Genomic DNA, 18,764 nt, shown 5'->3' with positions numbered 1-18,764 from the left:
GTGCGTACCCTCGGCATCACCTACGACACCGGAACGTTCACCGGCGAACGTCTCACCCGCCGCCGCTTCGACCACGCGCAGGTCCGCCGCGACCTGTCGGTGATCGCCGACGAGCTGCACTGCGACGCCGTCCGGATCACCGGTGGCGACCCCGAACGGCTCGATGTGGCCGCGCGGTTCGCCGCCGACGCCGGACTGGAGGTCTGGTACTCGCCGTTCCCCGCCGACCTGCCGCCCGCCGGGTTGCTGCCGCTGTTCGCGGACTGCGCCCGACGCGCAGAGGCCTTGCGTCGCTCCGGCGCCCGGGTGGTGTTCGTCGCAGGCGGCGAACTCAGTGTGTTCGCCGAAGGGTTCCTGCCCGGCGCCACCCACCTCGACCGGCTGCACGCCATGACCACCGCCGACCTGGACTGGTGGCTCTCGCTCGGCCCCGTCCCGGAACGGCTCAACGCCTTCCTCGCCGAGGCCGCGACCATCGTCCGGCAGGAGTTCGCCGGCCCCGTCGGCTACGCGGCCGGACCGTGGGAGCCCGTCGACTGGACCCCGTTCGACCTGGTCGGCCTCGACGCGTACCGCTCCGCGCAGAACGCCGCCGACTTCCGCGAGCAGCTGCGGGCCGCCCGCGCCCACGGCAAACCCGTCGCTGTCACCGAGTTCGGCACCTGCGCCTACCGGGGCGCCGCCGACCTCGGCGGCATGGCCTGGCAGGTGCCGCCCGGCGCCGTCCCCGACGAGAGCGAACAGGTCCGCTGTCTTGGCGAACTGCTCGACGTCTTCGAGGAGGAGGGCGTCGGGGCCGCGTTCTGGTTCACCTTCGCCTCCTACCACAAGCCCGGCCCGCGCGACCTCGGCTCGTACGGGGTGGTGCGCACCCTGGACGGCGACGGTGGGTGGGAGCGCAAGCAGGTGTTCGGGGCGATGGCGGGGCGATACGGGGGCGCTGACGGAAAGGTCACTTGAACGCGGTGAGGTGCCGCTGCGCCCAGGCGGCGAAGGTGCGCGGGGCGTGGCCGAGGATGCGTTCGACGTCCGGGCTGATGCGTCGTTCGGCCGGGGTGGGGTCGCCGAGGATGCTCAGGGTGGTCGCGGCGACCGGCTCCGGCATGAATCGGAGCAGGTGGGCGCGTGCCTCGGCCGGGGTCAGTTCGACGAAGCGCACCGGTTCGCCGAGTGCGTCGGCGAGTGCCTCGGCCTGCTGGCGGGGGGTGATGGCTTCCGGGCCGGTCAGTTGGTAGATCTCGCCGTCGTGGCCGTGTTCGAGGAGGGCGGTCGCCGCCACCTCGGCGATGTCGTCCGGATCGACGGAGGGCAGGGCGACGTCGGCGAACGGCGCGGCGACGGTCCGCTGGGTGCGGACCGACTCGGCCCAGGCGTACGCGTTGGAGTGGAAGCCGCCCGGCCGCAGGATCGTCCACGCCAGCCCCGACCGCCGCACCGCATCCTCGAAGGCGAGGCCCGTTGCCCCGTGCGACTGCGACTCGGGACGGGTCACCACGCCCAGGGAGGACAGCAGGACGATCCGGCTGATGCCGGCGGCCTTTGCGGCGTCGAGGATGTCGGCCGGGTTCAGCAGGTGGGCGCTCGGCCCGCCGTTCTGCAGGAACAGCGCGTCGGCGCCGTCGAACACGGGCCGCAGGCTCTCCGGATCGGCGAGGTCCGCGCGGAGGTGCGCGACCTGCTCCGGCACGTCCGCCGTCGAGACGTTCCGGGAGGTCGCGGTCGTCCGTGCGCCGGCCGCCGCGAGGATCCGCACCAGCGAACCGCCCACGTTGCCGGTCGCGCCCGTCACTACGATCATGAACAACTCCCGTGGCTTTTGGGGTGGTTGAAGCCGCCCGGTTGGTGCGTTCAGGCGGTGGGAGGACGCTAACAAGGCCGATACAGTAGGTACCTAGAGGAAAGTGACTACCCGTGGAGTGCGCGTGGCCACCGAGACGGACTGGGCGCCGGCCGCCGACGCCGACCCCGAACTCGCCTGCCCCACCAGCGCGGTGGTGGACATCGTGTTCAGCCGGTGGACCACGCCGATCCTGTGGACCCTGCACACGCACGGCCGGCAGCGCTTCGTCGAACTGGAGCGGAGGATCGGCACGATCACGCCGAAGGTCCTGACGCAGCGGCTGCGGCAGTTGGAGCGCGACGGCATGGTGGTGCGCACGTACCACCCGGAGGTTCCGCCGCGCGTCGAGTACGAGATCAGCGAACTCGGCCGCAGCTTGGCGCCGTTGTTCGCGCAGCTCGCCGGGTGGGCGGCGGCCAACCTCGACAAGGTCGAGCGGGCTCGGCACGAGTACGACGGGCAGGCGTCCTGACGGGTCCGGCCGTTGCGCCTGCTCCTGGCTGAGGGCTCCGGGCGGGGGCGGCGAGGTCGTCCGAGATTGTGATGGCGAGGTGTGTGTCGATGGCCTCGCCGCGTGCTGCGGGCCGCGTGCGGTCGGAGTCAGGTGGTGGTGGCGGTGCGTGTCGTTGCGGGTGCGGCAGCGGACAGGCGGAGGGCAGAAGGCGAAGCGCCCGCTGCAGTCCTGGTTGGCGACGGTCCGGGGTGCGGCGGTGGTGCGCGGATCGCGCTTGGGTTCGGCCGGATGCCGGTGCAGGAGCACCCGCGCGTTCACCTCGACCTGTACGACGAGGATGCGGCGGAGCAGGCCGCCGAGGTCGAGCGGTTGGTGGTGCTCGGTGCGCAGCGCGTCGAGTGGGACGGCTGCCCCGAGGACCCGGACTTTGTCGTGCCTACGCCGAGGCCGAGGGCAATCGCTTCTGTGTGATCGACACCAGTCACGGCTGACGGTCGGGTGGGTGGGCGAGCTTGGGAAAACCGCTGGTCGGGAGGGTGGCGGGCTGGCAGGCTGCGGGTCATGAAGACATTGCGGGTGATGGCGATGCGTCAGGTCGCCGGGCGGCTCTGGCCCGAGCACCTTCCGATGGCCGCTGCGGAGTTGCTGGTCGGCGGCCACGACTCCCCGGCCTTGCGGGAGTTGGCGGGGTGTAGCGGACGCGAGCGGCGCGACGATCTGGAGCAGCTGTGGTACCAGGTGCTCGACGAACTGGGCGTGGAGCGGCTCGAGTTGCAGGAGGCCGAGCGGTGGGCGCTGCGCGACATCGCCGCGCGGCTGGTCTCGGGTGACCTTGTGTCGCTCCCCGAACTGGTGGCGGAAGTCACCGGGTTGGACATCGACAACGCGGAAGGGGAACTGGAGCTGGGGTTCTCCCTCGCGGTGCGGGCGGGCTGCTGCGAGGGGTGCGTCGCCGATGAACTCGCTGCCGGGAAGCCAGAGTTGCTCGCCGGGTGGGAGGCGGAGGTGCGGGCTGCCGCGGTGGCGTTGGTGGCGGAGGGGCGGTGAGTGGGGTGTTGAAGTTGGGGCGGGTGCGGGTGGTTGCTCTGCGGTATCGCGCCGGCGAATTGTCTACGGGTGAACTGCCCATGGCGGCGGCCGAGTTGGTGGCGGATGGGTTCGAGTCGTTGGCGCTGTACGACTTGGCCGGGCGGGGGCGGCGGGAGCCGGCGTCCGAGCTGGAGCCGTTGCTGCGGCAGGCGATGGAAGAGTTGGGGGTGCCGTTTCCGGGGTGGGCGGAGAGTGAGCGCTGGCTACTGCGCGACCTGGCGGCCCGGGTGGGGGAGGGGCGTTTGACGCCTCGGGAGTTCGCGGAGGCGGTGGAGGGCGGGGAGTTCGCCAGGGCCGTGGAGGGCCGGGAGTCGGGCGGCGCGGGCCAGGACGAGGCGGCGTTGTGCAGGCTGCTGGCCGACTGCTGCTCGTGCTGTGTCGGGCATTGGGCGCCCTCGGTGTTCGCTGCGTGGGAGGCGGAGGTGCGGGTGGCTGCCGCCGCGTTGGTTGCGCGGGGGTGAGTGGGGTGCGGGAGCGTGTGGGTGGGTCGGGGTCGGGCTGATGGTGAACTGGCGTTGGTCGCTGCTGAGTTGGTGGTCGGTGGGGGCGTGCGTCCGATGTGGAGCCGCTGTTGTGGCGGGTGCTGGGCGAGTTCGGGGTGCTGAGGCGAACGTCGGGTGCCTGGGGGTGTTCGTCGCGGGGTCGAGTCGGTTTTGGTGAACTGCCGCTGGCTGGCGCCGAGTTGATGGCCGGTGAGAGCTCGCAGGTCCGGGTTGGAGCCGTTGTTGCCGTTTTCCTGGGCGCGCGGACGGTGAGTGACGGTTGCGCGCGGGCTTGCTGCCCGGGTGGGGGAGTTGGCTGAGGCGGTGATGGACCGGGGGTTGGAGGGGGCGGGCCGGGAGGAGGTGGCGCTGCCGCGGCAGGTGCCGGGCGAGTCCGGGTGCCGTTTCCGGGAGGGGTGAACGTGGCCACCCGCCGTGGCGCCCCCCGGGGCCGCCACCCGCCGTGGCGCCCCCCGGGGCGTCACGGCGGGTGGTGGTGTGTCAGGCGTACTGGCCCGGGACGTAGTCGCCCGCAGGCTGGCGGATGATCACGTTGACCCGGTTGTAGGTGTTGATCAGCGCGATCAGGCCGACCAGGGCGATCAGCTGCTCCTCGTCGTAGTGCTTGGCGGCCTCCGCCCAGGCCTCGTCGCTGACGCCGCCCGCCGCGTCGGCGATTCGGGTGCCCTGTTCGGTGAGTTCGAGCGCGGCGCGCTCGGCCTCGGTGAAGACGGTCGCCTCGCGCCAGGCGGCGACCATGTTCAGGCGCTGCTGGGTCTCGCCGGCGTGCGCGGCGTCCTTGGTGTGCATGTCGGTGCAGAACCCGCAGCCGTTGATCTGGCTGGCGCGGAGCTTCACCAACTCCTGGGTGGCGGCCGGCAGCGAGGAGCCACCGATGGCGGCGCCGGCCGAGTTGATGTGCTTGAGGATCTTCCCCGCGAGCGGGTTGCCGAAGTAGTTCAGACGTGCGTCCACGGTCGGGCTCCTTGTCGTGTGTGCCTCTGCAAGGACTGACCCCGCTGCTCCCCCGAATGTGACAGCCCCGCGGATGTGACGCCCGTCACGCTACCTGTTCATGTCTGTTCGGTCGCGCAGGCGGGCCGGGACGGTTCAGGCCGGCGTCGCCCCGACGTCGCGCACCCACACCGGGAAGGGCGGGAACTCCGGCTCGGGGGCCGATCCGTCGGGAACGTCCTCGGCATTCGCCCAGGGAACCGCGATCAGCTCCTCGTCGCGCAGGTAGCCCTCGACGACCGGGCCGAGATCGTCCACCGGCAGGTACGCGGCCCCGAAGGGCAACTGTTCGGCGGGCACCGACCCGGTCGAACACCGGAGCTGCCCGGCCTGCTCGTCGTGCCACACGTAGAAGGTCGCCACCCCGGCGAAGCCCTGCTCGCGGACGCGCCGCCGGATGCCCTCGGCGGTCCGCTCGAAGGCGGCGACGACCTCCGCCACGGACAGGGAGTGCCGGTCCTCGTCCTCCGTGCTCAGCAGCCAGGTATTGGTCCGCCACTCCACCCGCCGGTCGGCCGGCTCCAGCGCCAGCGGTTCGTCCGCCACCTCGGCGATCCAGGTCAACAGCATCCGGGGAGTATCCCGGTGCGGTGAGCGCTCCGGCAACCGGCCGACCGGACGCCGACCGACCCCGTACCGAACGACCATCAGTGGAATCGGTCGCAGACGTAGGGTGGGCGGCGAGCGGAATCGGTGCGTACGGAGGCGGAGGGAACGGCATGGCGTTCGACGTGGAGGTGCCACTGATCGCGGCGCCGATGGCCGGCGGGCCGAGCACTCCCGAACTGGTCGCGGCCGTCAACGGTGCGGGTGGCCTCGGTTTCCTCGCCGCCGGGTACCGGACGGTCGGCGCGACGCTCGAACAGATCCGCCGCACCCGCGAGCTGACGGAGCGCCCGTTCGGCGTCAACCTGTTCGTACCCGCGCCGCCCTCCGACCCCGGGCCGGTCGCCGCCTACCGCGAGCGGCTGCAGCCGGAAGCCGAACGGTGGGGCGTCGAGCTGCCCACCGAGATCCGGGCCGACCGCGACGACTGGGACGCCAAACTCGACGCGCTGCTGCGCGAGCCCGTCGCGTACGTCTCCTACACCTTCGGGCTGCCCGGCCGTGACGAGGCCGATGCGCTGCGGGCAGCCGGCATCCGCCAACTCGGCACCGTCACCAGCCCCGAGGAGGCCCGCGACGCCACTGCGCTCGGCCTCGACTCGCTGGTCGTCCAGGGGCCGGAGGCCGGCGGGCACCGTGGCACTCATCGCACCGAGGACGTCCCCGGCACTCTCCCGCTGCTCCAACTCCTGGCTGCTGTAAGGGAAGTGACCTCGCTTCCGCTCGTTGCGGCGGGCGGCCTCGGGGACGGCACCGCAATTGCCGCTGCGCTGCGAACGGGGGCGAGTGCCGCGCAACTCGGCACCGCGTACCTGCGCACCGACGAATCCGGCGCCACGGCCACACACCGCCGGGCGCTCGTCGAACTCCCCGAGACCACCGTCACCCGCGCCTTCACCGGCCGCCCCGCGAGGGCGCTCCGCAACGCGTTCATCGCCCGTCACGAGGCGTACGCCCCGGCGGCGTACCCGGAGGTGCACTACCTGACCCAGCCGTTGAGGGCGGCCGCTGCCCAGCGCAACGACCCTGCGGGGATGCACCTTTGGGCGGGTACGGCGCACGCCTTGGCTCGGGAGGGCGGTGCGGCGGAGGTGACACGGGGGTTGTGGGGGGACGCGCTGCGCGCGGGGTAGGGACGCGGGGGCGTTGCTCTCGGTGACGTTGTGCGGCCTGGCGTGTGATCATGCCCGAGGACCGCCGGAGTCCATTGCTAAGAACGGAGCCATCATGGCCGAGCGGCCCTTTGTCTTGCTGAGCGTTGCGACGTCGATCGACGGGTGCATCGATGACACCTCGTCGGAGCGGCTGCTGTTGTCGAATGCGGAGGACTTCGATCGGGTGGATCAGGTGCGGGCCGAGTCGGATGCGATCCTGGTCGGCGGGAACACGTTGCGGTCGGACAATCCGCGGCTCCTCGTCAACAGTGAGAGGCGGCGGGCCGAGCGGGTGGCGGCGGGGAAGCCGGAGTATCCGTTGAAGGTGACGGTCACGGCGGCGGGTGACCTCGATCGGGGGCTGAGGTTCTGGCACTTCGGGGGCGAGAAGGTCGTCTACACCACTGACGCCGGTGCGTCGAAGCTGGGCGACACGCTGGACGGGCTGGCCGAGGTGGTGAGCACCGGCGACACCGTCGATTTCGGGGCGATGCTCGATGACCTCTCTGCCCGTGGGGTGCGGCGCCTGATGGTGGAGGGCGGCGGACGGATTCATACGCAGTTCCTGTCGCTGGGCCTGGCCGACGAGATCCATCTGGCGGTGGCGCCGTTGCTGGTCGGCGAGGCGGAAGCGCCGCGCTTTGTGTATCCGGCCGAGTTTCCGGGCGGCAGTACGCATCGGATGAGGTTGCTGGGGGCCGAGACGGTGGGTGATGTGGTGCTGTTGCGCTACGCGCCGTGAGGGCGGCTGTCAGTCGGTGTCGGTGGCTGCGAGGACGGCGAGGCGGCGGCGGTCGGGGGTGAGGGTGGCGAGGCCGAGGTCCCAGGCGATGTGGTCGAACCAGGGGGCGGGCGCGTCGAAGGTGAACCAGTGGCAGGCGGTGGCGCGGGCTTCTGCGGTGGGGAGGGTGGCGTCGGACAGGGCGGCCACGGACTGCCAGGCGGCGAGGCGACCGTAGGCGCCGTGCGCGCCGAGGTTGTAGGCGCCGCCGGTGGACGCGGCGGTGAACAGGATGCTCCAGGCCTCGGCCGGTGGGCAGGTGGTGACGGAGAGAGCGGAAGGTTCGGCGCCGGCCAGGCAGTCCAGGCCGAGGGCGAGGAGTGCGGCGGGGACGGACTCGACGGGCAGGGGCACGGCGAGGTCGAACACCCGGGCCTCGATGCGACCGTTGGACTCCTCGGCCCAGTTGGCGACGGCCCGGCCGAGGGCCTCGGTCAGCTCCGGGGTGGTGGTCTCGGTGGCGGGCGGGAGCGGCGCAGCGCTGCGGCGGGCCGTCAACTGCCTGCCTTCCGACGGCGGGTGGGGCAAGACGTGGCAACTGTCCTGCGGGCCGTGGCCGGGCAGGTCGGCGAGCGCCTCCAGCGGGGAGGGCGTCAGGGGCAGCGCGCCCAGCGGGTGGTGGGCGTAGTGCGGGGCGGTCGCCCAGGCAGAGAGGCGGGGAATCGCGGAGAGGTCCACGCCGCGCAGGATCAACTCGTGGACCAGGCAGGCCCGTAGCTCGTTCGAGGCGGGCCCGGCGAACACGGCGGCGAGGTCGGCCGGCCGGTGGCCGGATGCCAGCAGCGAGGCCACGAGGCGGTCGGGGCCCCGGCTGCCGGACGGTGCGGCGGCGAGCAGACGCAGTGCCTGGCGGAGGTTCTCGGCGCCCGGCGTGGTGGCGAGCAGGCGTACCAGGTGGTTGTGGACGCTCCGGTACTGCCACACCTCCGGGGAGGAGTTCAGGTCGGCGGCGAGGGCGAGGCCGAGGTCGGCGAGGAACGCGGCGTCGCCCGCTGCGAGCCGTTCCTCGGCCACCGCCCAGATGCCGGTGACGCTCTTCAGGTCGGGGAGTTCGGCCAGGATGCGGGCGATACGGACGATACGGTCGGTCACGGGAGCCGAGCCTACGCACCCGTGACCCGACCGTTCATCCGGTTGTCGGGCCGCCCGCCCGCCGATCGGGCCGCCCGCCCGCCGATCGGGCCGCCAGCTCGCCGATCGGACCGGCCGCGTGCCTCAGGCCAGCAGCTCGCCCATCCAGGACTCGATGCCGTCCACGGTGCGCGGCAGCGCGCCGGACATCAGGCGGGCGCCGTCGGCGGTGATGACCAGGTCGTCCTCGATGCGGATGCCGGTGCCGCGCAGGGCGGGCGGCAGGGTGAGGTCGTCGGGCTGGAGGTAGAGGCCGGGTTCGACGGTGAGCACCATGCCCTCCTCCAGGACGCCGTCCAGGTACGTCTCGGCGCGGGCCTTCGCGCAGTCGTGGACGTCCAGGCCGAGCATGTGGCCGCTGGCGCAGAGGGTGTAGCGGCGGTACAGGCCGGAGTCCTCGCGCAGCGCCTGCTCGGCGGGGACGGGCAGCACGCCCCAGTCGGCGAGGCCTTCGGCGATCACTCGCATCGCGGCGCGGTGGAAGTCGCGGAAGGACGCGCCGGGGCGCAGCGTGGCGATGCCCGCGTTCTGGGCGGCGAGGACGAGTTCGTAGGCGTCGCGCTGCGCGGAGGAGAAGGTGCCGGACAGCGGCAGGGTGCGGGTGATGTCGGCGGTGTAGAGGGTGTCGGTCTCCACGCCGGCGTCGAGCAGCAGGAGCTGGGTGGGGTCGAGCGCACCGTCGTTGCGGATCCAGTGCAGGACGCAGGCGTGCGCGCCGGAGGCGACGATGGTCTCGTAGCCGGTGCCGTTGCCCTCGGCGCGGGCGCGGGCGTTGAACGCGCCCTCCAGGATGCGTTCGCCGCGGTGGTGGCGCAGCGCGGCGGGCAGGGCGCGGACCACGTCGGCGAAGCCGGTGGCGGTGTGGTCCACGGAGAGCTGGAGCTGCTCGACCTCCCACGGGTCCTTGATCAGGCGCAACTCGGAGAGTGCGGCGGCGAGTTGGCCGTCGCGCACGGCGTTCTCGGCGGACGGGCGGCCGGCCAGGGCGTCCAGGACGGGGTCGACGTCGGCGAGGACGCGGGTGGGGGCGCCGGTGGTGAACAGCTTCGGCAGGTCGTCGAGGTGGGCGGTGCGCAGGCCGGTGAGGTTGGCGGCCTCGGCGAGGTCGGCGCGGCGGCCGACCCAGAACTCGCCGTAGCGGCGGTCGCGGAAGAACTCGCCGGTGCCGTTGGCCCGGTCGGAGCGGGGTCGCAGGTACAGCACGGCCTCGCCGTCGGGCTCGATCACCAGGACGTGGCCGACCTGCTCCTCGCCGGTCAGTCCGGTGAGGTGGGCGTAGGCGCTGTGCGGGCGGAAGCGGTAGTCGCAGTCGTTGCTGCGGATCTTCAGCTGCCCGGCGGGGACGAGGAGTCGCTCGCCGGGGAAGGCGGCGGCGATTCGGGCCCGGCGGGCCGGGGTGTACGCGTGGCCGGGGACGCGCAGGTCGGCGGGCAGCGGGGTGGCGGCCCACTGGTCGGCCATGAAGTCGGCCAGGGCGGGGGAGACGGGGAGGTCGTGGCTGCCGGTGTTCAGGGTGGGCTGGTCGGCCATGGAAGGGGAGTCCTCCGAGCGGGGTCGAGACGGGAACAACTGGTTTGAGCGGCAAGGAAGTTGCACTACTGAGCGGCGGGCAATGACACGGCTCGATAACGGTCCGGCCGCCTCATTGCGTAGTGCAATTTCACATTACTATGTTACGGGTCACACCTTAGAGCGGGCCAGACCCCGGCGGCACCGATCCCCGGCGGCACTGATCCCCGACGGCGCCGATCCCTCGGCAGCCCGATCCCCGTTGAGCAGCCCCCAGTTCCGGAGATACACATGAACAGGCGTACCCACGCCGCCCTCGCGGCGGCCATCGCGGCGTCCCTCACCCTCGCCCTCGGCGCGTGCAGCAGCAGCGGCAGCGGCAGTGACGACAGCGGCGACCAGCACGGTGTGACCACCGAGGGCAACGGCATCGTCGGCGGCACCCCCGTCAAGGGCGGCACCCTGACGATCCTGTCGAACCAGGACTTCGACCAGCTCGACCCCGCCCGCAACTGGACCATGCCGGTGATGGACGTCGGCGTGCGGATGCTCTACCGCACCCTGACCACCTTCAAGGCCGCCCCCGGCGCCGAGGGCCTGAAGATCGAACCCGACCTGGCCACCGACCTCGGCACTCCCAGCGACGGCGCGAAGACCTGGACCTTCCACCTGAAGGACAACCTCAAGTACGAGGACGGCACCCCGATCACCGCCGACGACATCAAGTACAACGTCGAGCGGTCGTACTCGCCGGAGCTGCCCGGCGGCCCCGACTACGCGGTGCGCTACCTCAACGCCCCGGCCGGCTACCAGGGCCCGCTGGGCGGCGAACGGCTCGGCAACGAGGCCATCGAGGTCCCCGACGCCAAGACCATCATCTTCCACCTCAAGCGCCCGGTCGCCGAGTTCGGCTACACCGCCACCCTGCCGACCTTCTCGCCCGTCCCCAAGGCCAAGGAGACCGGCGCCAACTACTCCAACCACCCGGTCTCCTCCGGCCCTTACAAGATCGAGAGCTACGACCGCGGCAAGCGCATGGTGCTGGTCCGCAACACCAACTGGGACGAGGCCACCGACCCGGTCCGCAAGGCCTACCCCGACAAGATCGTGGTTGACCAGACCCTCAAGAGCACCGGCATCGCCGACCGCCTGATCGCCGACCAGGGCGACGACAAGAGTGCCATCTCCTACGTGGACCTGACGCCCGCGAAGATCTCCGAGGTGCTCACCAACCCCGAGGTCAAGAAGCGCCTGATCAGTGAGAACGCGGGCTGCACCACCAAGCTCGACATGAACACCACCAAGGCGCCGTTCGACAACGCCAAGGTCCGCCTGGCCATGCAGTACGCGGTGGACAAGGAGTCCCTCGCCGCCGCCATGGGCGGCCCCGCGTTCAACGACATCGCCACCACCTACCTTCCCCCGGTGCTCACCGCCGGCACGCCCGTCGACCACTTCAAGATCAAGCCGGGCGGCGACCCCGAGAAGGCCAAGCAGCTGCTCGCCGAGGCGGGCTTCCCGAACGGTTTCTCCACCGACTTCGTCACCTCCACCGGCGGCAAGCCGCAGGCCGAGGCCATCCAGGCCGCACTCAAGCGGGCCGGAGTGAACGTCACCATCACCACCGTCGACCCCACCGCCGTCAACTCGATCGTCGGCGACAAGGACAAGCAGCCCGGACTCACCAGCCTCGGCTGGTGCCCCGACTACCCGTCCGCCGCCACCTTCCTGCCGATGATCTTCGACGGCCGGGCGATCAAGGACAAGGGCAACAACGGCAACATGACCCGGTTCAACGACTCGGCGGTCAACGCCGAACTCGACCGGATCGCCGGCCTGGACAACCTGCAGAAGGCCAACGAGGCCTGGCTCGCCCTGGACGGAAAGATCATGGACGCCTCGCCCGCCGTCCCGATGGTCTGGCAGAAGAAGCCCGTGCTGGTCGGCTCCAACGTGGCCGGCGCCTACGCCCACCCGGTCTGGGCCGGACAGCTCGACTACGCGGTCATCGGCCTCAAGTCCGTCAAGTAGAGCGGGAGTTCCCACCATGACCACCCCGCTCCCGACGGCCGCGGCCGAGGGGGCGGGGGCCCCGGACACCGCCGAGGCCCCCGCGTCCCCCTGGAAGCTCGCCCTGCACCGCCTGCGCCGCCAGAAGGCCGCCCTCGTCGGCGCCGGCATCATCGCCTTCTTCGTCCTCGCCGCACTCCTCGCCCCGGTGCTCACCGCGATCAGCGGCACCCGCCCCGACACCGTCGACAAGAAGGCCGTCGATCCCTACCTCGGCGGCCTGCCCCGCGGCGCCCTCGGCGGCATCAGCCCCCAGCACTGGCTCGGCGTCGAACCGCTGCTCGGCCGCGACATCTTCGCCCGGCTCCTCTACGGCGCCCAGATCAGCCTGCTGGTCGCGTTCAGCGCCGCCCTGCTGATCACCCTGATCGGCACCGTCCTCGGCATCACCGCCGGCTACTTCGGCGGCCGCGTCGATGCCCTGATCAGCCGGTTCATGGACGTCATGATGTCCTTCCCCAGCCTGATCTTCATGATCGCGCTGCTCTCCGTCGCCCGGGACGTCAACCGCGTCCTGCTGCTGGTCGGCGTGATGTCGCTGTTCTCCTGGCCCTACATCGCCCGCGTGGTCCGCGGCCAGACCCTCTCCCTCAAACACCGCGAATACGTCGAGGCCGCCCGCGCCAGCGGCACCCGCAACAGCCGCATCCTGTTCGGCGAGATCCTGCCCAACCTCACCGGCACCATCATCGTCTACGTCACCCTCGCCGTCCCCGGCCTGATCGGCACCGAGGCCGCCCTCAGCTTCCTCGGCGTCGGCATCCGCCCGCCCACGCCCTCGTGGGGCCAGATGATCTCCGACGCGGTGCTCTACTACAAGGTCGACCCGATGTTCTTCATCCTCCCCAGCGCCTGCCTGTTCCTGGTGGTCCTGGCCTTCACCCTGGTCGGCGACGCCCTGCGGGACGCCCTCGACCCGAAGGGCAGCCGGACGTGATCGGATACCTGCTGCGCCGGCTCGCCGCGATGGCCGCCACCCTGCTGGTGGTCTGCGCGCTCACCTTCGCCGTCTTCTACCTGTTCCCCGCCGACCCCGCCGCCCAGTTCTGCGGCAAGGACTGCTCCACCGAACGCATCGAACTCGTCCGCCAACAGCTCGGACTGGCCGACCCCCTGATCGTCCAGTTCTGGCACTACGTCACCGGCATCTTCGCCGGCCAGACCCTCGGCACCGGCCAGTACGCCGTCCACTGCGGCTTCCCCTGCTTCGGCTACTCCTTCCAATCCGCCCAGCCCGTCTGGGACCTGATGATGGACCGGCTGCCCACCAGCATCTCCCTCGCGCTCGGCGCCGCCGCCCTCTGGCTGCTCCTCGGCGTCGGCACCGGCGTGCTCTCCGCGCTGCGCCGCGGCACCCGCCTCGACCGCACCCTGATGGTCGGCACCATCGGCATCGCCGCCCTGCCGGTCTACTTCACCGCGATGATCCTGCTCTACCTGGTCGTCACCGTCGCCGGACTGCTGCCCTACCCCCGGTACATCGCCTTCGGTGAGAACCCCGGCCAGTGGGTCGCCAACCTGATCCTGCCCTGGATCACCCTCGCCCTGCTGAACGCCGCCATCTACGCCCGGATGACCCGCAACTCCGTCATCGAGACGCTCGCCGAACCGTACGTGCGCACCGCCCGCGCCAAAGGCCTGCGCGAGCGCCGCGTCGTCGGCAAGCACGGCCTGCGCCCCGCCCTCACCCCCGTCGCCACCATGCTCGGCATGGACCTCGGCGGACTGCTGGCCGGCGCCCTGATCACCGAATCCCTGTTCAGTCTCCCCGGCGTCGGCAAACTCTTCGCCGACTCCCTCAACAAGTCCGACCAGCCCGTGGTCATGGGCGTCACCCTGCTCGCCTCCTTCTTCATCGTCAGCTCCAACCTGGTCGTGGACCTCCTCTACGCCTGGATCGACCCGAGGGCGAGGCTCGCATGACCGCACCCCTGCTGGCCGTAAAGAACCTGGCCGTCACCTTCGACACCGCCGAAGGCACCGTCCACGCCGTCAAAGGCATCGACTTCACCGTCGAACGCGGACGCACCCTCGGCATCGTCGGCGAATCCGGCTCCGGGAAGTCCGTCACCTCCCTCGCCGTCATGGGACTGCACCGCGGCGCCACCGTCACCGGCTCCGCGAAACTCGACGGCACCGAACTGATCGGCGCCCCCGACGACCAACTGCGCACCCTGCGCGGACGCAGGATGGCGATGGTGTTCCAGGACGCCCTCACCGCCCTGCACCCCTACTTCACCGTCGGCGACCAGATCGCCGAGGCCTACCGCGCCCACTTCGGCGGCACCCGGAAAGCCGCCCTCGCCCGGGCCGTCGACGTCCTCGGCGACGTCGGCATCCCCGAACCCGCCCGCCGCGCCCGCGAACACCCCCACCAGTACTCCGGCGGCATGCGCCAACGCGCCATGATCGCCCTCGCGCTGTCCTGCGAACCCGACCTGATCGTCGCCGACGAGCCCACCACCGCCCTCGACGTCACCGTCCAGGCCCAGGTCCTCGACCTCCTGATGCGCCTCCAGCAGGACCGCGGCCTCGGCCTCGTCCTGATCACCCACGACCTCGGCGTCATCGCCCGCGCCGCCGACGACGTCCTCGTCATGTACGGCGGCGCCGCCGTCGAACAGGCCCCCGCCGACACCCTGTTCACCACCCCCCGGCACCCCTACACCCGCGGCCTGCTCGACTCGCTGCCCCGCCTCGACGCCGAGGACGGCACCGCCCTGCGCGCCATCCCCGGCGCCCCGCCCTCGCTGCTCGCGCCACCCGCCGGCTGCCCCTTCCACCCGCGCTGCCCCGCGTACGCCGCCGCGCCCGACCCCCGCTGCACCGGCGAACGCCCGCCACTGCGCGCCGTCGCCGAGCGCCACCGCAGCGCCTGCGTCCACGACGAGGTGACCGCATGACCACCCAGACCGCCCACCGGGCCGACCGCACCCAACCCGCCGACGCCGACGCCCTGTTGAGCGTCCGCGACCTCGGCATGACCTTCCCCGGACCGCGCGGGACGCTGCGCCGGGCCCCCGGCATCCGCGCCGTGGACGGCGTCAGCTTCGACGTCCGCCCCGGCGAAACCCTCGGCCTGGTCGGCGAATCCGGCTGCGGCAAGTCCACCACCGGACGGATGCTGGTCCGCCTGCTCGACCCGACGGCCGGGCAGGTCAGCTTCCGCGGACAGGACATCACCCGCGCCCCGCAGCGCCAACTGCGGCCGCTGCGCAGCAAGTTCCAGATGATCTTCCAGGACCCGTTCGCCTCGCTCAACCCGCGGCAGACCGTCCAACAGATCATCGCCGCGCCGCTGCGGGCGCAGGGCGTCCCGTCCGCGACGATCCGGGAAGAAGTCCGGGACCTGATCCGGCTGGTCGGGCTCGCCCCCGAACACCTGGAGCGCTACCCCCACCAGTTCTCCGGTGGACAGGCCCAGCGCATCGGCATCGCGCGGGCGCTCGCGACCCGGCCGGAGCTCGTCGTCGCGGACGAACCGGTCTCCGCGCTCGACGTCTCCATCCAGGCGCAGATCGTCGGCCTGATGGAACGCCTGCAGGCCGAACTCGGCGTCGCCTACGTCTTCATCGCCCACGACCTCGCCGTGGTCAAGCACCTCAGCCACCGGGTCGCCGTCATGTACCTCGGCCGGATCGTCGAACTCGGCGACAAGGCGGACGTCTACGGGAACCCCGCGCACCCCTACACCAAGGCGCTGCTCTCCGCCGTCCCGCTGCCCGACCCCGCCGCCGAGCGCACCCGCGAACGCATCGTCCTGCTCGGCGACCCGCCCAGCCCCGCCAGCCCCCCGCCCGGCTGCACCTTCCACCCCCGCTGCCCCAAGGCCCAGGCCATCTGCCGGACCGAGGCACCGGCGCTCACCGCCGACAGCTCCACCCGCCAGGTCGCCTGCCACTTCCCCGAGGCATAGCGGCCCTCCGGGACGCACCAGGGACGGGAGCGGGCACAGACGTGCTCTCTCCCGTCCCGACCGGAACGAGCCCCCACCGACCACCCCCACCTCGGAGCTCCGCGAGGGACGCAAGGAACTGCGCGTCCGACCGTGAACCGGCCCGGCCCCCGACCGCCCGTCAGCCACGAGCACCGACGGGCGGCCGCCGAGCTGTGCGCACGGTCACCCACGCAGTTCCTCGCGCCCCTGACGGGGCCTGCGCAGAACGCCCCCACCCGCCCCCACCCGACGAAAGGCAGCCCCCACCGTGCGATCACCCCGCAAGACCCTGCTGGCCGCAGCCATCGCCGTGTCCCTCGCGCTGCCGGTGCTGCAGAGCACCCACGCCCTCGCCGCCGACCCGGCGCCCGCCACCCCCGCCGCCGTCCCCGCCGGCGCGCCCGCGGAGCGCACCGCCTACGACGAGGCCGAGCACCTCGGCAGCGCCACCCCGCAGGCCGGAACCGCCGCGCCCGCACCCGGCGGCGGCACCCTCGGCGGCGACCACATCCCCGGCGCCCTGCCCCAGCGGGTCGGCCAACCCGCCCCCACCGCAGCCGAGTTGGCGACCACCGCAGCGGGCGTCAACTGCGACCTGAACGGCCTGACCGGCCTGACCCCGCAGGGCCTCGCCGACTTCCTCGCCGACCCCGCCGTCACCGAGGCCTGCCTCGGCGCGACCCTGTGGACCTGGGACGCCCGGTTCGCCACCACCATGGACCCGGCGCACGTGCAGGCCGTCGCCGCCAAGGCGGAGAGCCTCGCCGGAACCAACAGCCCCGCCCTGTACCGGCTCTGGTACTTCCTGCACGCCGCCGTCTACCACGACTTCACGCAGAACAGCATCGACCTGACCACCGCGCCCACCACCGGCGCCGTCCAGCGCGCCATCGACGCCCACCTCGCCACCGGCCACGCCTTCGACGCCACCCCCGAAGCCGGCCTGGTCATGCGCGAACTGGGCATCGTGGCCGACGCCACCGGCATCCGCCAGCACAACCTGCCACTGTTCAAGCAACTGCTGTCGCACTTCGGCCCCGGCAGCCCACTGGTCGCCGTCCCGCAGTGGGGCGGCGGCGCGCTCGCCGCGCTCACCGGCAACTACCTCGGCATCAACAACCGCGACCAGGCCTACACCACCGCCGTCGCCGCCGACCCCGCCTACCGCGCCCTGCTGCGCGGCTTCGCCACCGCCGGACACCTCAAGGGCACCCCGAACGAGTGGCTGGCCCGCGACGCGATGGCCGAGTACGGCCGGCTCGGCGAACTCGACACCCTCAAGGCGCAGATCACCGCGGACATCGGCCCGCTCCTCACGGACACCAGGAACACCTTCGGCGAGTACTCCGCCCCGTGGATCAAGGCGGCCGGCTGGGCCAACACCTACGGCGTGTGCGCCCCGTTCGGGGTGTGCAAGGACACCTTCGAGGCCCGCCTCTTCCCGTACACCTACAAGTACGACAACGGCGCGATCGAGGTGCGCACCGGCCTCGACAAGGCCACCGTCGACCGGATGTACTACGCGAGCAAGCAGGTGAAGACGCAGTTCTTCCGCGTCCTCGGCACCGACACCCCGCTGGCCGGCGACACCAACTCCACCCTGCACATCCACCTCTACGCGACCCGCTCCGACTACGAGGTCTACCACCCCCTGCTGACCGGCATGGAGACCAGCAACGGCGGCATCTACATCGAGAAGGGCGCGACCTTCTACACCTACCAGCGCACCACCGCCGAGTCGTACCTGACGCTGGAAGAACTGTTCCGCCACGAGTACACGCACTACCTCAACGGCCGCTGGGCGGTGCCGGGCTTCTACAGCGAGGAACGCTGGTACGCCGGAGACCGGACCACCGCGATGGACGAGGGCACCGCCGAGTTCTTCGACGGCGCCACCCGCGACCGGGGCATCCTGGTGCGCAAGGCCCTGGTCAACAAGCTCGCCCAGGACGAGGCCGCCGGCCTGCCCCGGATGACGGTCGACCAGATCCTGCACGCCCGCTACGCCGACAAGCCCGACTTCCACTTCTACAACTACGCCGGCACCTTCTTCGAGTTCCTGTGGACCGCCCACCCGTCCCTGCTGCGCGAGATGTACGGCTACCAGCGGGCCGACGACCCGGCCGGCTTCGACGCATGGCGAGCCCGCCTCGGCGCCGACCGCAACCTCGACCGCGAGTACTCGGCGTTCCTCGACCAGCAGATCAAGAAGATCGACCAACTCGCCGTACCCAGCACCGACTTCACCCCCAACGGATACCTGGCCCAGGCCTACCCCTCCGAGGTGCGGGACGCCTTCGCCAAGGCCACCTACAACACCCCGGACTGCAAGGACAACGGCGACTGGAACAACAAGCCGATGCGCTTCGTCTGCACCGGCCGGATCACCGCCAACCTCGCCAACTCCGGCAGCCCCGACCAGGTGTTCAAGGACATGTCCGCCACCGTCGACCACTTCATCCTCGACCGCACCAAGGGCGTCACCAACAACCTCGACGACATGAACTGCTACTTCGGCAAGGTCGACATCTGGCCCAGCGGCCAGGCCGGCACCGCCGACTACACCTGCGAAGGCCCGCTGCGCCGCTGAGCCGCTGACCGGCCCGTTGCGCCGCTGAACCGCTCGTTGCGCCGCTCGCTGCGCCGCTGACCGGCGCGCGTCGCCGGGCCGACGCACCGAACACCCGCCCCGGCCGG

The 18,764-nt window shown here is 71.7% G+C and carries 18 protein-coding genes; 13 read left to right on the top strand and 5 right to left on the bottom strand.

The window, feature by feature from the left end; translation table 11 throughout:
• The gene (locus ACFV18_RS22540; protein ID WP_380485870.1) at positions 1-960 is read left to right on the top strand and encodes a hypothetical protein; all 960 of its coding nucleotides are present in this window, start codon (positions 1-3) and stop codon (positions 958-960) included.
• On the opposite strand, the gene ACFV18_RS22535 is transcribed toward ACFV18_RS22540, so the two are convergent.
• Positions 953-1,798, bottom strand: coding sequence for an NAD(P)H-binding protein (locus tag ACFV18_RS22535; protein WP_380485868.1), 846 nt, complete (start codon positions 1,796-1,798; stop codon positions 953-955). The two genes, ACFV18_RS22540 and ACFV18_RS22535, sit on opposite strands and share 8 nt — an antisense overlap.
• Positions 1,799-1,922: 124 nt before the next feature.
• Between ACFV18_RS22535 and ACFV18_RS22530 the strand changes: the two genes are divergently transcribed.
• The 4 genes from ACFV18_RS22530 to ACFV18_RS22515 all read left to right on the top strand — a co-directional run bounded on the left by ACFV18_RS22530 (position 1,923) and on the right by ACFV18_RS22515 (position 3,844).
• Positions 1,923-2,312 (top strand): winged helix-turn-helix transcriptional regulator, encoded by a 390-nt coding sequence (locus ACFV18_RS22530; protein ID WP_380485866.1) that lies wholly within the window; start codon positions 1,923-1,925, stop codon positions 2,310-2,312.
• 270 nt (positions 2,313-2,582) lie between these two features.
• Positions 2,583-2,765 carry a VOC family protein gene (locus tag ACFV18_RS22525; protein WP_380485865.1) on the top strand — a complete coding sequence of 61 codons (183 nt, stop codon included), beginning with the start codon at positions 2,583-2,585 and terminating at the stop codon, positions 2,763-2,765.
• Between the two features lie 90 nt (positions 2,766-2,855).
• Positions 2,856-3,341, top strand: coding sequence for a hypothetical protein (locus ACFV18_RS22520; protein ID WP_380485863.1), 486 nt, complete (start codon positions 2,856-2,858; stop codon positions 3,339-3,341).
• Between the two features lie 80 nt (positions 3,342-3,421).
• Complete coding sequence (locus tag ACFV18_RS22515) at positions 3,422-3,844, top strand: hypothetical protein (RefSeq protein WP_380485861.1); 423 nt, start codon at positions 3,422-3,424, stop codon at positions 3,842-3,844.
• A gap of 522 nt (positions 3,845-4,366) precedes the next feature.
• Here the strand turns inward: ACFV18_RS22515 and ACFV18_RS22510 are convergent.
• Both ACFV18_RS22510 and ACFV18_RS22505 read right to left on the bottom strand, forming a co-directional pair.
• Positions 4,367-4,840: a carboxymuconolactone decarboxylase family protein gene (locus ACFV18_RS22510; protein WP_380485859.1), complete on the bottom strand. Its 474-nt coding sequence runs from the start codon at positions 4,838-4,840 to the stop codon at positions 4,367-4,369.
• 135 nt (positions 4,841-4,975) lie between these two features.
• Positions 4,976-5,449, bottom strand: coding sequence for a hypothetical protein (locus tag ACFV18_RS22505; protein WP_380485858.1), 474 nt, complete (start codon positions 5,447-5,449; stop codon positions 4,976-4,978).
• Between the two features lie 149 nt (positions 5,450-5,598).
• Here ACFV18_RS22505 and ACFV18_RS22500 point away from each other — a divergent pair, with 149 nt between their 5' ends.
• Together ACFV18_RS22500 and ACFV18_RS22495 are read left to right on the top strand one after the other, a co-directional pair.
• Entirely contained in the window at positions 5,599-6,618 is a 1,020-nt protein-coding gene (locus ACFV18_RS22500) for a nitronate monooxygenase (RefSeq protein WP_380485856.1), read from the top strand.
• Between the two features lie 94 nt (positions 6,619-6,712).
• Positions 6,713-7,381, top strand: a complete 669-nt coding sequence (locus ACFV18_RS22495) for a RibD family protein (RefSeq protein ID WP_380485854.1) — start codon at positions 6,713-6,715, stop codon at positions 7,379-7,381.
• Positions 7,382-7,390: 9 nt separating this feature from the next.
• On the opposite strand, the gene ACFV18_RS22490 is transcribed toward ACFV18_RS22495, so the two are convergent.
• Both ACFV18_RS22490 and ACFV18_RS22485 read right to left on the bottom strand, forming a co-directional pair.
• Complete coding sequence (locus tag ACFV18_RS22490; RefSeq protein WP_380485852.1) at positions 7,391-8,512, bottom strand: DUF6183 family protein; 1,122 nt, start codon at positions 8,510-8,512, stop codon at positions 7,391-7,393.
• A 123-nt stretch (positions 8,513-8,635) separates the two neighbouring features.
• Complete coding sequence (locus tag ACFV18_RS22485) at positions 8,636-10,081, bottom strand: aminopeptidase P family protein (RefSeq protein ID WP_380485850.1); 1,446 nt, start codon at positions 10,079-10,081, stop codon at positions 8,636-8,638.
• A gap of 270 nt (positions 10,082-10,351) precedes the next feature.
• Between ACFV18_RS22485 and ACFV18_RS22480 the strand changes: the two genes are divergently transcribed.
• The 6 genes from ACFV18_RS22480 to ACFV18_RS22455 all read left to right on the top strand — a co-directional run bounded on the left by ACFV18_RS22480 (position 10,352) and on the right by ACFV18_RS22455 (position 18,657).
• Entirely contained in the window at positions 10,352-12,091 is a 1,740-nt protein-coding gene (locus ACFV18_RS22480) for an ABC transporter substrate-binding protein (protein ID WP_380485848.1), read from the top strand.
• A gap of 16 nt (positions 12,092-12,107) precedes the next feature.
• Complete coding sequence (locus ACFV18_RS22475; protein ID WP_380485846.1) at positions 12,108-13,067, top strand: ABC transporter permease; 960 nt, start codon at positions 12,108-12,110, stop codon at positions 13,065-13,067.
• Positions 13,064-14,053: an ABC transporter permease gene (locus tag ACFV18_RS22470; RefSeq protein WP_380485845.1), complete on the top strand. Its 990-nt coding sequence runs from the start codon at positions 13,064-13,066 to the stop codon at positions 14,051-14,053. Before ACFV18_RS22475 ends, ACFV18_RS22470 begins: the two co-directional genes overlap by 4 nt.
• Positions 14,050-15,033, top strand: a complete 984-nt coding sequence (locus tag ACFV18_RS22465) for an ABC transporter ATP-binding protein (RefSeq protein ID WP_380485843.1) — start codon at positions 14,050-14,052, stop codon at positions 15,031-15,033. Before ACFV18_RS22470 ends, ACFV18_RS22465 begins: the two co-directional genes overlap by 4 nt.
• Positions 15,030-16,046, top strand: coding sequence for an ABC transporter ATP-binding protein (locus tag ACFV18_RS22460; RefSeq protein ID WP_380485841.1), 1,017 nt, complete (start codon positions 15,030-15,032; stop codon positions 16,044-16,046). The genes ACFV18_RS22465 and ACFV18_RS22460 overlap by 4 nt, the downstream gene beginning before the upstream one ends.
• A 289-nt stretch (positions 16,047-16,335) precedes the next feature.
• A complete protein-coding gene (locus ACFV18_RS22455) occupies positions 16,336-18,657 on the top strand; it encodes a collagenase (RefSeq protein WP_380485839.1) in 2,322 nt (773 codons plus the stop codon).
• Positions 18,658-18,764: the final 107 nt, after the last annotated feature.

This window comes from Kitasatospora sp. NPDC059673 (genome assembly GCF_042734215.1).
GTDB lineage: Bacteria > Actinomycetota > Actinomycetes > Streptomycetales > Streptomycetaceae > Kitasatospora.
The sequence above is the reverse complement of the archived record's forward strand: the minus strand, read 5'-3'. Positions and strand labels throughout refer to the sequence as shown.

Bases quoted from the DNA above. Each gene is read 5' to 3' on its own strand.
- ACFV18_RS22465 (WP_380485843.1), top strand. From the start codon at position 14,050: ATGACCGCACCCCTGCTGGCCGTAAAGAACCTGGCCGTCACCTTCGAC.
- ACFV18_RS22500 (WP_380485856.1), top strand. From the start codon at position 5,599: ATGGCGTTCGACGTGGAGGTGCCACTGATCGCGGCGCCGATGGCCGGC.
- ACFV18_RS22505 (WP_380485858.1), bottom strand. From the start codon at position 5,449: ATGCTGTTGACCTGGATCGCCGAGGTGGCGGACGAACCGCTGGCGCTG.
- ACFV18_RS22480 (WP_380485848.1), top strand. From the start codon at position 10,352: ATGAACAGGCGTACCCACGCCGCCCTCGCGGCGGCCATCGCGGCGTCC.
- ACFV18_RS22475 (WP_380485846.1), top strand. From the start codon at position 12,108: ATGACCACCCCGCTCCCGACGGCCGCGGCCGAGGGGGCGGGGGCCCCG.
- ACFV18_RS22495 (WP_380485854.1), top strand. From the start codon at position 6,713: ATGGCCGAGCGGCCCTTTGTCTTGCTGAGCGTTGCGACGTCGATCGAC.
- ACFV18_RS22515 (WP_380485861.1), top strand. From the start codon at position 3,422: ATGGCGGCGGCCGAGTTGGTGGCGGATGGGTTCGAGTCGTTGGCGCTG.
- ACFV18_RS22535 (WP_380485868.1), bottom strand. From the start codon at position 1,798: ATGATCGTAGTGACGGGCGCGACCGGCAACGTGGGCGGTTCGCTGGTG.
- ACFV18_RS22460 (WP_380485841.1), top strand. From the start codon at position 15,030: ATGACCACCCAGACCGCCCACCGGGCCGACCGCACCCAACCCGCCGAC.
- ACFV18_RS22485 (WP_380485850.1), bottom strand. From the start codon at position 10,081: ATGGCCGACCAGCCCACCCTGAACACCGGCAGCCACGACCTCCCCGTC.
- ACFV18_RS22525 (WP_380485865.1), top strand. From the start codon at position 2,583: ATGCCGGTGCAGGAGCACCCGCGCGTTCACCTCGACCTGTACGACGAG.
- ACFV18_RS22520 (WP_380485863.1), top strand. From the start codon at position 2,856: ATGAAGACATTGCGGGTGATGGCGATGCGTCAGGTCGCCGGGCGGCTC.